Source organism: Ectobacillus soli (genome assembly GCF_042610425.1).
Classification (GTDB): domain Bacteria; phylum Bacillota; class Bacilli; order Bacillales; family Bacillaceae_G; genus Ectobacillus.
The window spans coordinates 189873-206600 of sequence record NZ_JBGJZM010000003.1 but is presented as its reverse complement, the minus strand read 5'-3'; the positions used below and the strand labels follow the sequence as shown (position 1 = coordinate 206600).

General features: G+C 36.6%; 12 protein-coding genes, 1 pseudogene and 1 riboswitch. Of the genes and pseudogenes, 4 read left to right on the top strand and 9 right to left on the bottom strand.

The features are described 5' to 3' along the window. Positions 1-229: 229 nt before the first annotated feature. Both pyk and glsA read left to right on the top strand, forming a co-directional pair. Positions 230-1642 (top strand): annotated as a pseudogene (gene pyk, locus ACAN53_RS15500) (pyruvate kinase); the annotation flags it as partial. Between the two features lie 95 nt (positions 1643-1737). Continuing rightward, positions 1738-2667 carry a glutaminase A gene (gene glsA, locus ACAN53_RS15495; RefSeq protein WP_379971102.1) on the top strand — a complete coding sequence of 310 codons (930 nt, stop codon included), beginning with the start codon at positions 1738-1740 and terminating at the stop codon, positions 2665-2667. 120 nt (positions 2668-2787) lie between these two features. On the opposite strand, the gene ACAN53_RS15490 is transcribed toward glsA, so the two are convergent. From ACAN53_RS15490 to argC, 7 genes are all read right to left on the bottom strand, one after another. Further along, positions 2788-3786, bottom strand: coding sequence for an ABC transporter substrate-binding protein (locus tag ACAN53_RS15490; protein ID WP_379971061.1), 999 nt, complete (start codon positions 3784-3786; stop codon positions 2788-2790). Positions 3787-4323: 537 nt separating this feature from the next. Continuing rightward, complete coding sequence (locus tag ACAN53_RS15485) at positions 4324-6090, bottom strand: PAS domain S-box protein (RefSeq protein ID WP_379971059.1); 1767 nt, start codon at positions 6088-6090, stop codon at positions 4324-4326. 390 nt (positions 6091-6480) lie between these two features. Beyond that, entirely contained in the window at positions 6481-8001 is a 1521-nt protein-coding gene (locus ACAN53_RS15480; RefSeq protein WP_379971058.1) for an acetyl-CoA hydrolase/transferase family protein, read from the bottom strand. Between the two features lie 125 nt (positions 8002-8126). Further along, on the bottom strand, positions 8127-8771 hold the full coding sequence (locus ACAN53_RS15475) for a LytTR family DNA-binding domain-containing protein (RefSeq protein ID WP_379971057.1): 645 nt from the start codon (positions 8769-8771) through the stop codon (positions 8127-8129). Between the two features lie 178 nt (positions 8772-8949). Next, positions 8950-10467, bottom strand: coding sequence for an acetyl-CoA hydrolase/transferase family protein (locus ACAN53_RS15470; protein ID WP_379971056.1), 1518 nt, complete (start codon positions 10465-10467; stop codon positions 8950-8952). Between the two features lie 651 nt (positions 10468-11118). Further along, a complete protein-coding gene (locus ACAN53_RS15465) occupies positions 11119-11349 on the bottom strand; it encodes an excisionase family DNA-binding protein (protein WP_379971055.1) in 231 nt (76 codons plus the stop codon). Between the two features lie 82 nt (positions 11350-11431). Then, complete coding sequence (argC, locus tag ACAN53_RS15460; protein ID WP_379971054.1) at positions 11432-12376, bottom strand: N-acetyl-gamma-glutamyl-phosphate reductase; 945 nt, start codon at positions 12374-12376, stop codon at positions 11432-11434. 309 nt (positions 12377-12685) lie between these two features. Here argC and ACAN53_RS15455 point away from each other — a divergent pair, with 309 nt between their 5' ends. Both ACAN53_RS15455 and ACAN53_RS15450 read left to right on the top strand, forming a co-directional pair. Then, complete coding sequence (locus ACAN53_RS15455) at positions 12686-13093, top strand: DUF2871 family protein (RefSeq protein WP_379971053.1); 408 nt, start codon at positions 12686-12688, stop codon at positions 13091-13093. A 136-nt stretch (positions 13094-13229) separates the two neighbouring features. Further along, positions 13230-13274, top strand: a riboswitch (PreQ1 riboswitch). 8 nt (positions 13275-13282) lie between these two features. Beyond that, entirely contained in the window at positions 13283-13768 is a 486-nt protein-coding gene (locus ACAN53_RS15450) for a QueT transporter family protein (protein WP_379971052.1), read from the top strand. 122 nt (positions 13769-13890) lie between these two features. Here the strand turns inward: ACAN53_RS15450 and ACAN53_RS15445 are convergent, their stop codons facing one another. Continuing rightward, entirely contained in the window at positions 13891-15111 is a 1221-nt protein-coding gene (locus tag ACAN53_RS15445; protein WP_379971051.1) for a Zn-dependent hydrolase, read from the bottom strand. A 94-nt stretch (positions 15112-15205) separates the two neighbouring features. After that, positions 15206-16678: an NCS1 family nucleobase:cation symporter-1 gene (locus ACAN53_RS15440; RefSeq protein WP_379971050.1), complete on the bottom strand. Its 1473-nt coding sequence runs from the start codon at positions 16676-16678 to the stop codon at positions 15206-15208. Positions 16679-16728: the final 50 nt, after the last annotated feature.

The following is a 16728-nucleotide window of genomic DNA, read 5'->3' as shown; positions in this document are numbered from 1 at the left end:
GTAGTTAAAGCATGTACATGCTTTCATACTAGAAATAAAGTACAACTCATGAAATTGGGAAAGAATATTATTTTCCCACTAGCAGTATATTCAAACTTTATTTAATATCTAATACCCCCTTTGAAAAGGGACACTATATGACGCCTTTTTTTATAACGTTATCCTTTTTTGGATAGCTACGCAGTATTTGTCCCAAACTAACCGTATTCCATACTAAGGAGTGATGAGTATGCGTAAAACCAAAATTGTTTGTACGATTGGACCAGCTAGTAGCAGCTTAGAAAAATTGAAAGAGTTGATCCAAGCTGGCATGAATGTGGCACGTCTAAATTTTTCCCATGGTACTTATGAAGAGCATCGTGCACGTATTGAAATGATCCGTCTTGCTTCGTTACAAACCGGAATTACGGTTGCCATTTTATTAGATATCAAAGGACCAAAAATTCGAACACACGAGTTTGCTGGGGGCGAAGCGCGGTTAGAGGATGGTTCAACTGTTATTGTTTCTATGACTAAGGTGCTAGGCACAGCAGAGCATTTTTCTATTACATACGAAGGACTATATGATGATGTAGCAATCGGCTCCCGCCTTCTACTCGACGATGGATTATTAGAATTAGAAGTAGTTGACAAGAGAAACCAAGAACTACAAACAACCGTCATTCACGGCGGAATCTTGAAAGATCATAAAGGCATGAATGTTCCAGATATAGACATCCGTCTTCCCGGTGTAACGGAAAAAGATATGCAAGACATTCTATTTGGTATCTCTCAGCATGTAGATTTCATTGCAGCTTCTTATATTCGAGATGCCTCAGATGTTCTAAATATTAAGCATATTTTACAAGAACATCAGGCACCTAACATTCGTGTTATTCCAAAAATAGAAAATAAGCAAGGGGTGCAGCATATCGACTCTATTCTAGACGTTGCTGACGGGTTGATGGTTGCTAGAGGAGATATGGGTATCCAAATGCCCGCAGAAGAAGTACCACTTATACAGAAGATGTTAATTCAAAAGTGTAACGCTGTCGGCAAACCTGTTATAGTAGCTACACAAATGCTAGACTCCATGCAAAAGAATCCTAGACCAACGCGGGCAGAAGCATCTGATGTGGCAAATGCAGTTCTTGATGGTAGTGATGCGATTATGCTCTCTGGTGAAACTGCGGTGGGACTCTATCCAGTTGAATCTGTTCAAACGATGAACCGAATTTCTATTTCTACCGAGTCGTCTCTTGATTATGACAGACAGCAAAGAAATCGGATGGATTCAAGTACACCCCAAGTCACAGAAGCCATCGGACAATCCGTATCGCATGCAGCTCTATCACTCAATATAAACGCCATACTTTCCCCGACGAAAAGCGGGTACACAGCAAGAATGATTTCGAAATATCGTCCGAAAGCACCCATTATCGCTATAACTTCAGATGAAGTGGTCCAAAGACAACTATCACTGATATGGGGCGTCACCGCAATTCTAACAAAACCTGTAGCATCCACAGATGAAATGATACAACGTGCAGTGGAAGAAGCAAAAAAAGCCACACTTGTTGCAAATGGTGATACCATTATCATTACAGCTGGTGTTCCTATTGAAAAAATTGGTACCACGAATCTGATGAAAATTCAAATTGTATAATTTTTATATCAAAACGAAGTAATAATCATTTCATCTCCTTTGATAATCGTTTACTGTATAAGTAGAGTAGATAGGAGAGGAACGATGAGATGATGCAATGTATGGAAGCAACCGAACTCGAACAATTACTGAAACAAGCAAAATCGTATACGTCCAATGGAAAATTGGCCTCCTATATTCCCGCACTCAATCGTGCAAATCAGGATGATTTAGGAATTGCTATCATTACAACAAATCAAGAAATCATAACGGCTGGTAATGCAAGCACACTCTTTTCATTGCAAAGCGTTTCGAAGGTCATTCTGCTCGCGCTTGCACTTATGGATAGAGGTAGCGACTATGTGTTTTCTAAAGTAGGAATGGAACCGACTGGAGATCCATTCAACAGTATTATTAAACTTGAAACGACAAATCCTTCTAAGCCGCTAAACCCAATGATTAACGCAGGTGCACTGGCAGTAACAAGCATGATTACAGGAGACAATAATAAGGAAAAACTTGATCGCATCATACAATTTGTTAAAGAACTTACTGACAACAAATCCATTTCCTATTCGGATGAAATCGCAAGCTCCGAATTTGAAACTGCCTATTTAAATCGTTCTCTGTGCTACTACATGAAACAAAATAATATCATTGAATGCGGCGTGGAAGAATTAATGGAATTATATACAAAACAATGTGCCATTCTAATTAATTGTATAGACCTAGCACGCATTGGATTATTATTTGCGAGTGATGGCTATGATCACTTTACGAAAAAGCAACTCATCCCTGCTCACATTACGAAAATATGCAAAACCTTCATGGTTACTTGTGGTATGTACAATTCTTCCGGAGAATTTGCCATCCGTGTTGGCATTCCTGCAAAAAGCGGCGTAGCTGGTGGTATTCTTGCATCGGTAAAAAATCAAGCCGGCATTGGTATATACGGACCTGCCTTAGATGACAAAGGAAACAGCGTTGCCGGGGTGAAGCTACTAGAAATGCTAGCACGACAAGAAAATTGGAGCATGTTTTGATATAAAAAAGCTTTCTCAAAAGTCCTTTACATAAACAAAACCCACGAGGTCGTTTAGCTGACCTCTGTGGGTTTTTGTATGTACCTCCTGAAAAAAGGCGCAAATATCTTTATAATCTACTTATTTTGCTTTCGGTAGAAAATCGTTGGTAAATGCTTCGTCTACCTCGATTTGTGAACGTATGACTTGGTTATCAACTAAAAAATTCATATAATTTGTCCAAACACTTTCCTTCTGCACACCCCACTGCGGACTGTCATCTTGGTATTTCGTACTTACCCACTTTTGACTTTCTTTTACAAGATCTTTGTTAATGTCTGGTACATTTTGAATTAAAATATCCGCAGCTTCAGTCGGATTTTTAATAGCAAACTCATAACCCTGGGCAGTTGCGGCCATAAATTTCGTAACGACATCTTTATATTTATCCGCATTGGTTTCACTCGTTACAATAACGGGACTATAGGTATCTAGTACTGTATTTAAATCCTTTAGCATAATTGTATTTAATTCAACACCTGTACGTTTTGCTTCAATGCCGTCCCAGCCGTAATAAATCCATTCAAAATCTGCGTCACGTCCAATTGATTTTAGAAAATCCGTTTGACCTAAGAGAACTTTATTAACTTTTTTATAATTAGCATTATATTGCTTCATAATGCCATCAATGGTTGCTTCTTCAGCATGAGTGCCCCCTCCGCCGTAACGTTTTCCTTCGAAGTCCTTGGGTGATGTAATATTATCTTTCTTTAAAGATGCAAAGGCCGTTGTATTATGCTGCATAATAGTAGCAATCGACACTACTGGCACCTCATCTGCACGGGAAGTAGTAACATTTTGTTGAGAGCTAATCCCAAATTCAGCCTTACCAGAAGCTAACATTTGTTCAACCGACTCGTTTTTCCCTCGTTGAATAATAGTTACATCTAGGCCTTGGTTTTTATAATATTCTTTCGTTTTGGCTACATAGAGTCCCGTATGATTGGTGTTAGGAAGCATGTCCAACACGACTCTGATCTTTGTTAACCCACTCGTATCCTGCTTTGTTGGTGCAGATTGACATCCTACAATAGACAATAAAAATACTGTAATAATCGTTAGTAAAATACCTTTTCTCATTTATTTTCTTCCCTTCTATGTATCCAAGATGCAGCAAGCTTTGCGAATTATTCTGCTACAAAGTAATCCCTCTGTATGGGCTATCGAAGATTAAATTGAACACTTCCCCCTTAAATCTCCCCTGTATCCATTCTTCTATGCATTTCATTGTAGCATACAAAAACGTATCCATGAACTACATGCATTAGGTCACTTGGGCATTTAATTTTGTTGACCATTCACGAAGAATATATACAAAATTATTCCACAAAAAAGCCACTTATCACTTTATAGAAGACATACCCAGACTACACCTTGGGATGTACTGCTTCTTTGCATAAAGTTATAACTGGCTTATTCGCTTATGGTCTTACTTCCGTTAAAAAGTAAGGATAAACGAATCAGTTTTTTGAATTGTTTTGTTACATTTAGTATATGACTAGTGACCTCCATTGTTTGTTTTTATGTCAGATTTTTTTACAAAAACAAGATAAACATACGTGATATAGTGATTTCTAATTTGCAAGAGCTCGTTCATTTCAAAATGCACGTGTTACACTACGAGAAAGTGGATGCCCGTCCGATAGGAAGCGTAATTGTAAAGCACGTCCCTACATCCTTCTCACTTTGTACTTCCATTTTCCCTCGATGGTTTTCTATGATTTGGTATGTAACCATCAGACCAAGTCCCGTTCCTTTTTCCTTAGTTGAAAAGAAGGGTCGTCCTAACTGATCAAGCTTGTCTTTTGGAATTCCTTTCCCTTGATCGCAAATTTTTATAATGGCATATTGTTCTTGTTTTTTTACAACAGTTGAGATGATGCCACCATTGTTCATTGCTTCAATGGCATTTTTAATTAAATTTATAAAAACCTGCTTCAACTGACTGCCATTGCAATATACAAAAATCGTTTCTTCTACTTCACTTACAATCTGAACATTTTTCATTAGCGCCTGTGCTTCCAAGAGAGTCGTCACTTCATGAATGATTTGATTCATGGAACATACAGTAAAGGTAGAAGCTTGCGGCTTGGCGACCATTAATAGCTCACTTAAAATCGACTCTATACGGTTAAATTCAGAATTCATAATTTCATAGTATTCTGCCTTATGACTATTGTTTGCCTTCATAAGTTGCAAGAATCCTTTTAAAGATGTGAGCGGATTCCGAATTTCATGTGCGATTCCTGCAGCTAGCTGACCAACAGCGGATAATTTTTCTGATTGTCTCAGCATATCCTCTGCACTCTTTCGCTCACTTATATCACGAAATGTAATTACCGTTCCTACCGTTTGACCCTGTTCGCAGATCGGTGTAGCCGCATATTCTACCGGAAACGTAGTACCATCTTTTCTCCAGAAAATATCCTCTACTACCTGCATTGATGTTTCGTTTTGAAAACAACAATTAAAAGACGTTAAGCCATCTTCATCTGTTTGATTTTTGCCATTATGAAGATAATGATTATTGAATTCTTCCTTAACAAAACCCGTCATTCGTCTAGCAGATGAATTCCAGAATATAATGTTACCTTTCAAATCAATTCCGTATATCCCTTCTGCAACTGAATTCAAAATGAGCTCGTTTAAATCCGTAAGACGAGCAATCTCTGTTTTTGAGAATTTCACTTCTGTCAAGTCCTTCGCAATCCCATAAATACCAATAATCTCTTTATTTGCAATAACCGGATTAAGTGACAAATTCACATCGAGCAACATATCATCTTTCTTTTTTATAGAAATTTCCACATTCAATCTTTCACCTTGCGAGGCCTTTTGCACAGATTGAGATGCTTGTTCATCATTACATAGCAAGAAAAAAGAGTTCATAACCATTTCATCTGCTGTATATCCAGTTAGCTCAACAAACTTACGATTCACGTCGAGTATCATTCCCTCCAAATTCATTAACATCACTAAATCTGGGTGATACTCAAAAAGAGCATTATGATGGTAAAGAGTTTCTTCAATCAATTTCTTATTCATCGTTATATCCTGAAATTGAATCACGATATAACCTTGAACTTGATAAGCTCGAACTTTGAACCAAGTACGAAAGGGACGATAATATTCTTCAAACTCAATATGCATTTGCTCTTCAAAAGTGTTGTTGTACTTTAAAAATATCCTCTTTGCATCCTTACTCACCTTTAATATACTTTTGCCAATGAGATCCTCTTTGTTGCTTTTCAGAAGCCGTTCTGCCTCCTTATTCATAAATGTAAAATTCCCGTTAAGATCAAGGCAAAATACACCATCCTTAAGCATGTCTAAAATACTTTGCTGTATAATTACGTAACTATCGTAATTCATCCTATTAAGCAAATAGAATTCTCCTTTCACAAAGTATCTATTAAAGGAAAACTTTCGTAAGCATGGATATCCACGACCGCCTTTGACATATAAATCAAAAGTTAGCGCTAACCAGTCAAACTAAATGTTTCCTTATTCTTCATTCTACCAAATGTAATACAAGTTTGATAACTACATTTTTGTAAATAAATGTATTCTTATATAAATGAAAAAATCTTACCTGGTAATTGATAAGATTCAAAGGAAAACAATAACTATTAGAATAGTAGTATTCGTTGTGTATAAGCTTCTTCCCTTCTAGTCATTCGCAAAAATCGAATTAAAATGTAATTTAGCTAGATTATAAGAAAGAAGCTACACGTAAAATAACGTGTAGCTTCTTAATATTTATATTAGAGTAGTTTACGCTTCAACGTTAACCGCTTTCTCCTCTAGCATTGTACCATTCTTACCATAGTTTACATGCCAAGAAAACGCTTTTTCTAATACATGTGGCGTGTGACCTCCACGGAATACCGCCTCATTAAAGTATTCTAATAATTGCGGACGATACATTGGATGCGCACAGTTTTCAATAATAACAAGCGCACGTTGTTTTGGAGTCAATCCACGTAAATCAGCAACACCTTGTTCGGTAATTAACACGTCTACATCATGTTCAATATGATCAATATGAGATGCAAATGGAACAACACTTGAGATTTTACCGTCCTTTGCAATGGACTTTGTAACAAACATTGTAAGACGACCACTTCGTGTAAAGTCTCCAGATCCACCGATTCCGTTCATCATATTTGTACCCATTACATGAGTAGAATTTACATTTCCGTAAATATCAAATTCAAGCGCTGTATTTATCGTGATTAACCCAAGTCGTCGTGCAACTTCTGGATTATTTGATATCTCTTGCGGACGCAAAACAATTTTATCCTTATATTTTTCTAAATTACTAAATACATGATCCATTTTCTTTTGAGATAATGTAAAGGCACCGCCTGATGCAAACCGAATCTTTCCAGCATCAATACAGTCAATTACTGCATCCTGTAATACTTCAGAGTACAACGTCAAATCATGAAACTCTGAATGTAAGAAACCATAGAAAACTGCATTTGCAACAGAGCCAACTCCTGATTGAAGTGGTGGCAATGGTTCTGGTAATCTCTCAGACTTTATTTCCTCGCGTAAGAAATTAATTAAATGATTAGCAATCATCTTTGTTTCTTCATCTGGTTCAACAAGCTTTTTCGGTGTATCTTGCTGATTTGTTATTACAATGCCTCTAATTTTTTCAGGATCTACTTTGATAAAAGGATCACCGATTCTTTGGTCCACTGCAGTTATCGGAATCGGCCCACGTCCCTCGTTTGGACCTGGATTGTATACATCATGGAATCCTTCTAGTTCAATAGACTGAGCCATGTTTAATTCAACAATAACTTCTTTAGCATTTTCTACGAAAATACAACTATTTCCTCCAGAAGTTGTCGGTACGATATAGCCTTCCTCTGTAATCGAAAGCGCTTCCACGACTGCGATGTCTACAGATATAATTTTATTTCGAAGCATATCTGCTGTATCAGATAAATGAGTATCCAAATACTCAATATTTCCTTTATTTATTTCTTTACGCATTACTTTATCAGATTGGAAAGGGAGACGTAGACCAACGATACCAGCTTCTGATAAAACTGTATCAATATCTGGTCCAACAGATGCTCCTGTAAACACATTAATTTTAAAGGGCTCGCCTGATTTTTTTGCTTGTTCTGCTAGGGCTACAGGGACTACTTTTGGATCGCCTGAAGAGGTAAATCCACTAAACCCAACACTCATACCGTTCTTAATCCAACTAGCAGCTTCTGCACCACTAACAACACGATCAAGTAGATGTGAATTTCTTATACGATTTTGATATTCCATTTTTTATCCCTCTCTCCCGTTTTTCATCTATTGTAACCGATATCATACGTGTATTATAACAATACGGATACAATTAGTAAAAATACGGATAAAGAACGTTTTTTACGTTCGAAACAGTATTAACATCAAAATCCAAGTATTTTTCGGAAATAACTAGAATAAGTTTGACTCACAGGAATTTTGACTTCATTTTTCATTACTAGCATAAAGGTAGAATGAATATCCGGAAAAATCTCTTTAATAAAGTTTACATTTACGATAAAGGAGCGATGACAGCGTATAAAGATATCTTTGGGCAGAAAATACTCGAACTCCTGCAGGGAATATTTATGTGTTCCTACACACTGTTCAGCATATACAAATGTCCTTCTATCCTTTGCTTCCACATAAATTACCTTTTGAAGCGATATAGGAACATATCCATCGTTTACTTTCACCGTCACAAATGATTTACCATTAATTAAGGCTGGATAAATAGTTGTTACACAACCTACAAGCTCCCCTTCATAATAAAATGGGACTGCCCGTCCTTGGTAAGGTACACCAAATATATCACGATTCACAAACTCAGCTATTTTCTCGCCTGTAGTTAAGGCTTTATAGGTGATTGTTCCTTGCTTTACGAGATCACCCGGCTTAATTTTCAGATTAATTCGATCGCTCGGACGATAATATACATACTCTTTTGTGTTGGCTACAGCTATTGATGTTTCGTCTGAAAGCAATTCACTTATTACATCTAATAAAGATTCTATCGTAAAACCTTTCATCGTCCACACCCTTCACTTTATATAGGTTTATTTATTATTTATAATTTTACAATTTTTTTCGAATATTTTCTATGAGCATTTTGAAGTACAAGGATACTTGCTATATGTATATACAAAAAAGCTACATACAGGTAATGTATGTAGCTTTTTTAAAAATTAACCAGCGATATATGAAAACTTATGCTTCAACATTTTCCGTTTTTTCTAAAAGCATTGTTCCATTTTTAGCAAAGTTTGCGTGCCAAGAAAGTGCCTTTTCGATCACATGTGGAGTTTGTCCACCACGAGTAAGAGCTTCATAATAATATTCTCTTAGTTGTGCACGATACATTGGATGCACACAATTTTCAATAATTAATTCAACACGTTCTCTTGGTGCTAATCCACGCAAGTCAGCATATCCTTGTTCAGTTACAAGGACATCCACATCATGTTCTGTATGATCTACGTGAGAAACAAACGGTACGATACTAGAAATTTTTCCGCCTTTAGCAATTGATTTTGTTACGAAAATGCCAAGACGTGCATTACGAGCAAAGTCACCTGATCCGCCAATACCATTCATCATATTCGTTCCTAATACATGCGTCGAATTTACATTTCCGTAAATGTCAGCTTCTAATGCAGTATTGATAGAAATTGTACCGATGCGACGGACAACCTCAGGAGAGTTTGAAATTTCTTGCGGTCTTATTACAATCTTATCACGGTATTTTTCAAAATTATTATATACTTGATCCATTTTTTCTTGAGATAATGTAATTGAGGTACAAGATGCAAAGCGCACCTTACCAGCATCAATTAAATTAAATACAGCATCTTGTAATACCTCAGAGTATACTTCTAAATCTTTGAATTCTGACTCGATAAATCCATCTAGTACAGCATTTGCAACACTTCCAATACCGGATTGAAGCGGTGCAAGAGTTTCTGGCATACGTCCCTCTTTAACTTCTTTTCGTAAAAAATCCATTAAGTGATTTGCCATGATTTGTGTTTCTTCATCTGGCGGTACATTTAAAGAAGCAGAATCAGGTTGGTCTGAAATAACAATTCCCTTAATTTTATTAAGATCTACTTGAATTCCTTTTGTTCCAATTCGATCGTCCACTTTTGAAAGCGGAATTGGGCCGCGTTCCCCTTGTGCCTTTGGTGAATATATATCATGTACCCCTTCTAATAAAGCGGGTTGTGCCATGTTAATTTCAACAATAATATTATTTGCATCCTCTGCAAATATTGCATTGTTACCAACAGCTGTTGATGGAATAATCATTCCATCTTCTGTAATAGCAACCGCTTCCAAAATTGCAAAATCTATTTTATTTAACACATGCGCTCTAATTAACTCGGCTGTTATAGATAAATGTTGGTCGACAAAATAAAGATCACCTTGGTTAATTTTTTTACGCATTGTTTTATCCACTTGAAACGGTAAACGTTTATTTATAATTCCAGCTTCTGCAAACATTTTATCAGTATCGCATCCTAATGATGCTCCTGTGAATACATTCACTTTAAAAGACTCTTTTTCTGCTCGTTTAACTAACGCATGAGGAACAGCTTTCGCATCTCCAGCTCTTGTAAATCCGCTAAGTCCTAATGTCATTCCATCTTGAATCCATGATGCCGCTTCTTCCGGTGATACAATGCGGTCAAGTAACTCTTTGCTACGAATGCGATCTTTCATATCCATAGTTGAAACCCCTCTCTCTCCTATTTTTCATTTATTCTAACCGAATATACACAAAATAGTATTCGGATAAAATCAATACAATAGTGATAAAAAATTTCACAATAATTAAAAATTACAGTTTCCTTATTAAAAAATGTGTGTTATAGTACAGATATAGATTCTTGAGCCTATGCATTTCATGATTTCACAATAACATATCCAAAATTTTACAATATTCATTCCTAATGATAATCTTCTTACAGAGGCATTTTGTAAGTTTGTTTGGGATTATATAGAATTAACACACGCTTCGTTCAACTGTTCTACTACAATTACCTCCATGTGTATTTCTACAACATGAACTGAAAATTTTTCTACACTATTTACTAATATTTACTAGCATCTAAATTGTAACGCTTACAAACGTAAAGTTCCAAGCTTTCTTCATTCATAAAGAAATATATAAACACCCGCACTATTTACTTATTAAAATAGTGCTAATAGTAGTTTACAATGTTTTTTACTTGTTGTCTATTTTTTACTTGTTGTCTATATATGTCTTTCTATATTTATACCAAATTTTACTATTTAAATCGTTTATTTTCCTAAAAAAAACGGCCACTGAAATATTTTTTCAGTGGCCTCGTGATGCATAGTTAGTGATTTCCATGATTAATCTTCATCCTTCACATCAATATCTTCAGGAATTGGTTCGTTCATGATTTCTTCAATCAGCATCTTATATCGTTCCATCTGCTCAAAATGTGCATTAAATTGTTCCTTATAGATTAAATATTGTTCGCCATCAAATAGTGCGCGAATTCGTTTTTGAAGGATTAGACTTTCTACAGCAGATTCCGGGACATCGAGATATGCAGCAGCTTCTTCTATTGTTAAGTACATCTTCTTTCATCCTTTTCTCTTCTAACTTACTTTTACCGTAACAAGGAAAAGAAAAGAATGCAACATCTTCTTTTATAAGGTCTTAGTAGATCAATCCGAGTCCTTCTTCCAATCCAAGCATAATATTCATATTCTGTATTGCTGCTCCTGAAGCACCCTTTCCTAAATTATCGAGGCGACATAGAAGTAATACACGATCCTCTTCACCAAATACAAATATCTCACTACGGTTTGTATCATTACATCCTGTAATAGAGAAAAAGCCATTATCAAGGTTTGCAGCACTATCATACGGCATGACAGATACAAATTTTTCACCTTCATAGTAAGAAGATAGAAATTCATGAATTTCCTTTGCCCCCATTTTTTTAGAAAGCATACGTGGATGCAGTGCAATGGATACGGCTAACCCTTTATAATAATTCGCAACGATTGGTGTAAAAATAGGATCATAGGAAAGGCCGACTATTTTCTTCATTTCTGGTAGATGTTTATGATGCAAAGCAAGGGCATAATGCTTTGGACTATTGTATGCTTCCTTTTGCTCTGATTCATATGTTTGAATCAGCTTTTTACCACCGCCGCTATATCCAGTTATCGACTGAGCAAAGATTGGATAATCTTGAGGTACAATCCCTTGTTCCACCAGAGGAGACATCGAGAGAATGAACGCTGTTGCATGGCAGCCTGGATTCGATACCCGTTTCGATGTGGCAATCTGCTCTCTTCTATTATGTAATTCGGGTAAGCCGTACACCCAATTATCATTAGTCCGAAACGCAGTACTTGCATCAATAATTTTCGTATGCGAATTTGTAACGAGCGTAGCAGATTCTCTTGCCACTTCATCTGGTAGGCAGAGAAACGCAATATCCGCTTCATTTAATAATAGTTTTCTTGCTTCTTTATCTTTACGCTTACTCGCATCAATTTCAAGAATTGAAAGGTCATCGCGTTTTTCTAAATATTCACGGATCTTTAGGCCGGTTGTTCCTTCTTGTCCGTCCACAAATACTTTATATTTCATGACAATCCCCCTAAAAACTATCTCATATGAAATATAATACAGAAATCTGAATAATAATACAATAGTAATTCTTTATTCCCTTCTTCATATGGACGAAAAAACAGCCTATACTAGGGTATTTTCTTCCCTTATTTTATTTGTATAGTATCTATTATTATAAATATCGTAACTATTCAAAACTTGACTAATAAAATATGCGTAAGGTATAGTGAAGCTGTATGCTAGAAATACAAAAATTTTATGATGCCAAATCTGCTAGTTTGCGAGTAATCGTTTCTTACAAATTCCAACTGGGAAAGGAAAATCATAATGAAAAAAATTCTAAATACCGCTTTTATTTACGCCATTTTAGGGCTACTTGCTGGCCTTTACTATCGACAAATTACGGTTTCCTTCAATTTTACTGGAAAAACAATGCTATCGATTCTACACACACATTTATTCGTGTTAGGTATGTTAATGTTCTTACTTGTTTTATTATTTGAAAAGAGTTTTTCATTATCTTCTAGCGATTTATTCAATTGGTTCTATTATATTTATAATATTGGTTTAATTATTACCGTTGTGGTTATGGGTGTGCATGGTACATTAACAGTTATGGGTGTAACAACAGGAGCTGCCATTGCTGGAATTGCTGGGATTGGACATATTATTCTTTCCATAGGCTTTATCCTCTTTTTCCTATGCTTGAAGGATCGTGTGAAAGCAGAAAAATAATATAAAGCTTCCATAGAAATTTATAATGAAAACAAGGACGACTCCACGTACATTCATTGAGTCGTCCTTGTTTTCGCTTACTTTTTTATTGACGAATTGAATCATCATCCTTTAATATTAAAAATCGAGTGTTTACTTGAACGTGGTTCGAAACCCTCCCACGCTAAAAAACTAAGGAGAGAATGCAAAATGAAATTAAAAACCCTTGTTGGAAATGGAATTGTTGCAGCTTTGTATATCGTGGTTTCCGCAGTCATTCAACCTTTTGGATTTACCAATATACAATTTCGAATTTCTGAGATGTTCAATCATCTCGTTGTATTTAACAAAAAGTATGTGTATGGAATTATCCTTGGTGTTTTTTTAACCAATCTATTCTTTTCTCCCATGGCCCTATATGACTTGATCTTTGGAGTTGGACAGTCCATTCTTGCCCTTCTCACTACAATCTTATCGGCACGCATCATCAAAAGCATATATAAGCGCATGATTTTTAATACAATCGTATTTACCTTTAGTATGTTTCTCATCGCAGCCGAGCTTCACTTAGCCTTACAATTACCATTTTTGTTAACATGGCTAACAACCGCAATTGGGGAATTTATTGTGATGATTGTCGGCGTACCGATTATGTATACGTTAAATAAACGAGTCGATTTTGAAAAACGTGTGTAAGAACAAACCCAAGGTTCAATAACGGATCTTGGGTTTGCTACGTTAACGTTCCCCATTTTCAACACAAAAGAGAAGGTGCAAGGACCTTCCCTCAGAGATAGTATTCAAATATAAGCTAACCATTATGCTTCCAACGCTAGAACGGTTTCCAACAATACATTTACTCCTTTTTCACACTCTTCCCAAAGTGTTAGCTCATCCTCACAGTGACTTTTTCCTTTAATACTTGGAACAAATAGCATCGCTGAAGGAATGAAGCTTGCAATAAACTGGGCATCATGTCCTGCGCCGCTTGCCATCCGTTTATAAGAATAACCGAGTGATTGAGTTGCTTGTTCTAAGCTATTGCAAATGTCTTTGTCAAACCAAACTGTTTCTCTATCCCATAGCTTTGTCTTTTTCACGTCACAATCTTCCGTGCTCTGCAGCCCTATTATCATTTCTTCCACTTTGCTTATGACCACAGGATTTTTATGTCTTGCTTCCAGCGTGAAAATAACCTTATTCGGTATAACGGTATGGATATTAGGAAGAACGTTCATTCTGCCAATCGTATACACCAATTCTTTATCAAGTGTACTCAGCTTGCTACGAATTTCCGTTATAATATCATTTGCCGTAAAGAGTGCATCCTTTCTCATACTCATTGGAGTCGTTCCAGCATGATCGGATTCTCCGGTAATTTCAATTTCATAGCAGACCATACCAACTACACAATCAACTACACCAATAGAAAGAGACTCCGCTTCTAGAACTGGACCTTGCTCAATATGCATCTCGAGATAGGCAGTAGCATCCTTTAAACGATTATCACTCTCTCCTGCGTAACCACTTGCTTGCAGAGCTTGTTCAAAGGTAACACCTTCAGGATCTGTCTTTTTCATCATCACATCTTTTTCAAATTTCCCTGAAATAACTCCTGAAGCCATCATGGAAGGTTCAAATCTAGCTCCTTCTTCGTTCGTAAAATCAATAATGGTAATTGGAATCTTAGGCTTAATATTATGCTCCACTATCGTTCTCACTACTTCTAAACCAGCTACCACACCTAAAACCCCATCAAATCGGCCGCCTTTTTTTACTGAATCCAAATGCGAGCCCATCATAATAGGAGGCGCATCTTCTATTCCTGGAAGAGTTGCATAGATACAACCCATATCATCCACTTTAATGGCCATGCCTAGTTCCTCACAACAAGAACAAAAATAGTCTCGTACAAGACGATCTTCATCTGATAAAGCAAGTCTCGTCACACCATTATTTTTTGTACGACCATAATCGGCAAACCGCTCTAGTTCATCCTTTAATCGTTCCCCGTTTATCAAAATCTTTTGCTGTTGCATGCAAACACCCCTTCATGTCATAAATTTCATATCTCTTCTATACTAAGAAAGGCATCTTAAGTTTCAAGATGCCTTTGTCTCACATACGTATTACTTAAGGTGTCGGAACATTATTTAATTTTTCTTCTATTGATATATCGCTAGTAGCTGTACGCATTAGGAATGTATACGTTGCAAACCCAAAGCCAATTCCTAAAAACCATGAGTATGTGTAAAGGACATGCAGCGCTGGAATGATTAATCCAATAAAGGAAACAAGCAAGCCAACAGCTAATGCAACAAATGCTCGTGGATTCCAACCGTTGTTATACGTATACTCACCTGTTTTACTATATAAGCTCCTTACATCATATTGACTGCGGCGTACCAAGAAGAAATCCGCAATCATAATTCCTGCTACCGGACCTAGTGCTCCGCCTATAGCTCCTAGAACATTAAAGATTGTATCTGCATTATCAAACCAAAGCCAAGGCATGAAAAAGATTGCAGCTACAACCGAGATGAGCCCTGCCTTCACGAAGGTTAACTTTTTAGGGAACAAGTTTACAAGATCATATGCAGGCGAAACAACATTGGCAGCTACGTTAACGGATAAAGTAGCAATAAGAAGTGCAAATGCACCTAAAATTAGAACCAATGGATTTCCGAATTGTTGTAAGAGAACAACTGGATCCCAAATTGGTTTACCAAATGCAACGATTGTTCCTGAAGTCGTGATAATACTAATAATGGCAAAAATGATAGCCGTAATGGGTAATCCAATAGCCTGGCCAATCATTTGATCTTTCTGACTACGAGAAAAACGTGTAAAGTCAGGAATATTTAAAATTAATGTAGCCCAAGTTCCTACAAGTCCGGTCACAGAAATTGCGAAAATCTCCCAGAACTTTGAACCTGTTAAAGTGGACGGTTCCATAAATAATGGTCCAAGCCCTTTAGATACTGTAATAGCCCAAATAACAAGTCCTAAACCTAATACAATAATTAATGGACCTGCCCAAAGCTCGAAGAATTTAACACGTTCCATACCATGAGAAATAATGTATGCATGTAAAATCCAGAAAAGTGCAACTGCAATTGCCGCATTAAGTCCTAATCCTAAAATATTGTATTGTTCAAGTGAATTCCATCCTGGTATCAAAACACCCAAAATAGCACCAACTGCTTTGCTTCCCGCATACGCCTGAACAGAGAACCAGAAAATCGCAACGAATGCACGAATAAGTACAGGAATATGTGCTCCCTTATAACCAAATGATGCTCTGACTAATACAGGGAATGGTGTTCCATATTTCGCTCCAGCAACCCCATTTAACCACATCGCTACAATAAGAACGATGTTTGCTGTTATTACTGTTGCAAGTGCCTGCCAAACACTCATTCCTAGTCCTATCAAACTACCTGCTGTCTCGTAGGCTACGATATTATGAACCATTCCCATCCAAACAGTCGTATAGTTAACCCAATTCCAATTTCTTTTTTCTTTTGCAACAGGTGCTAAATCTTCATTATAAAGCGATGGGTCTTTCTCAACGATTTTAGTCGTATCATGGGCTAGTAGACTCAAAGTAATTCCTCCCTGTTTACAATATGGATGATGTTCTCGCGATACCTTCT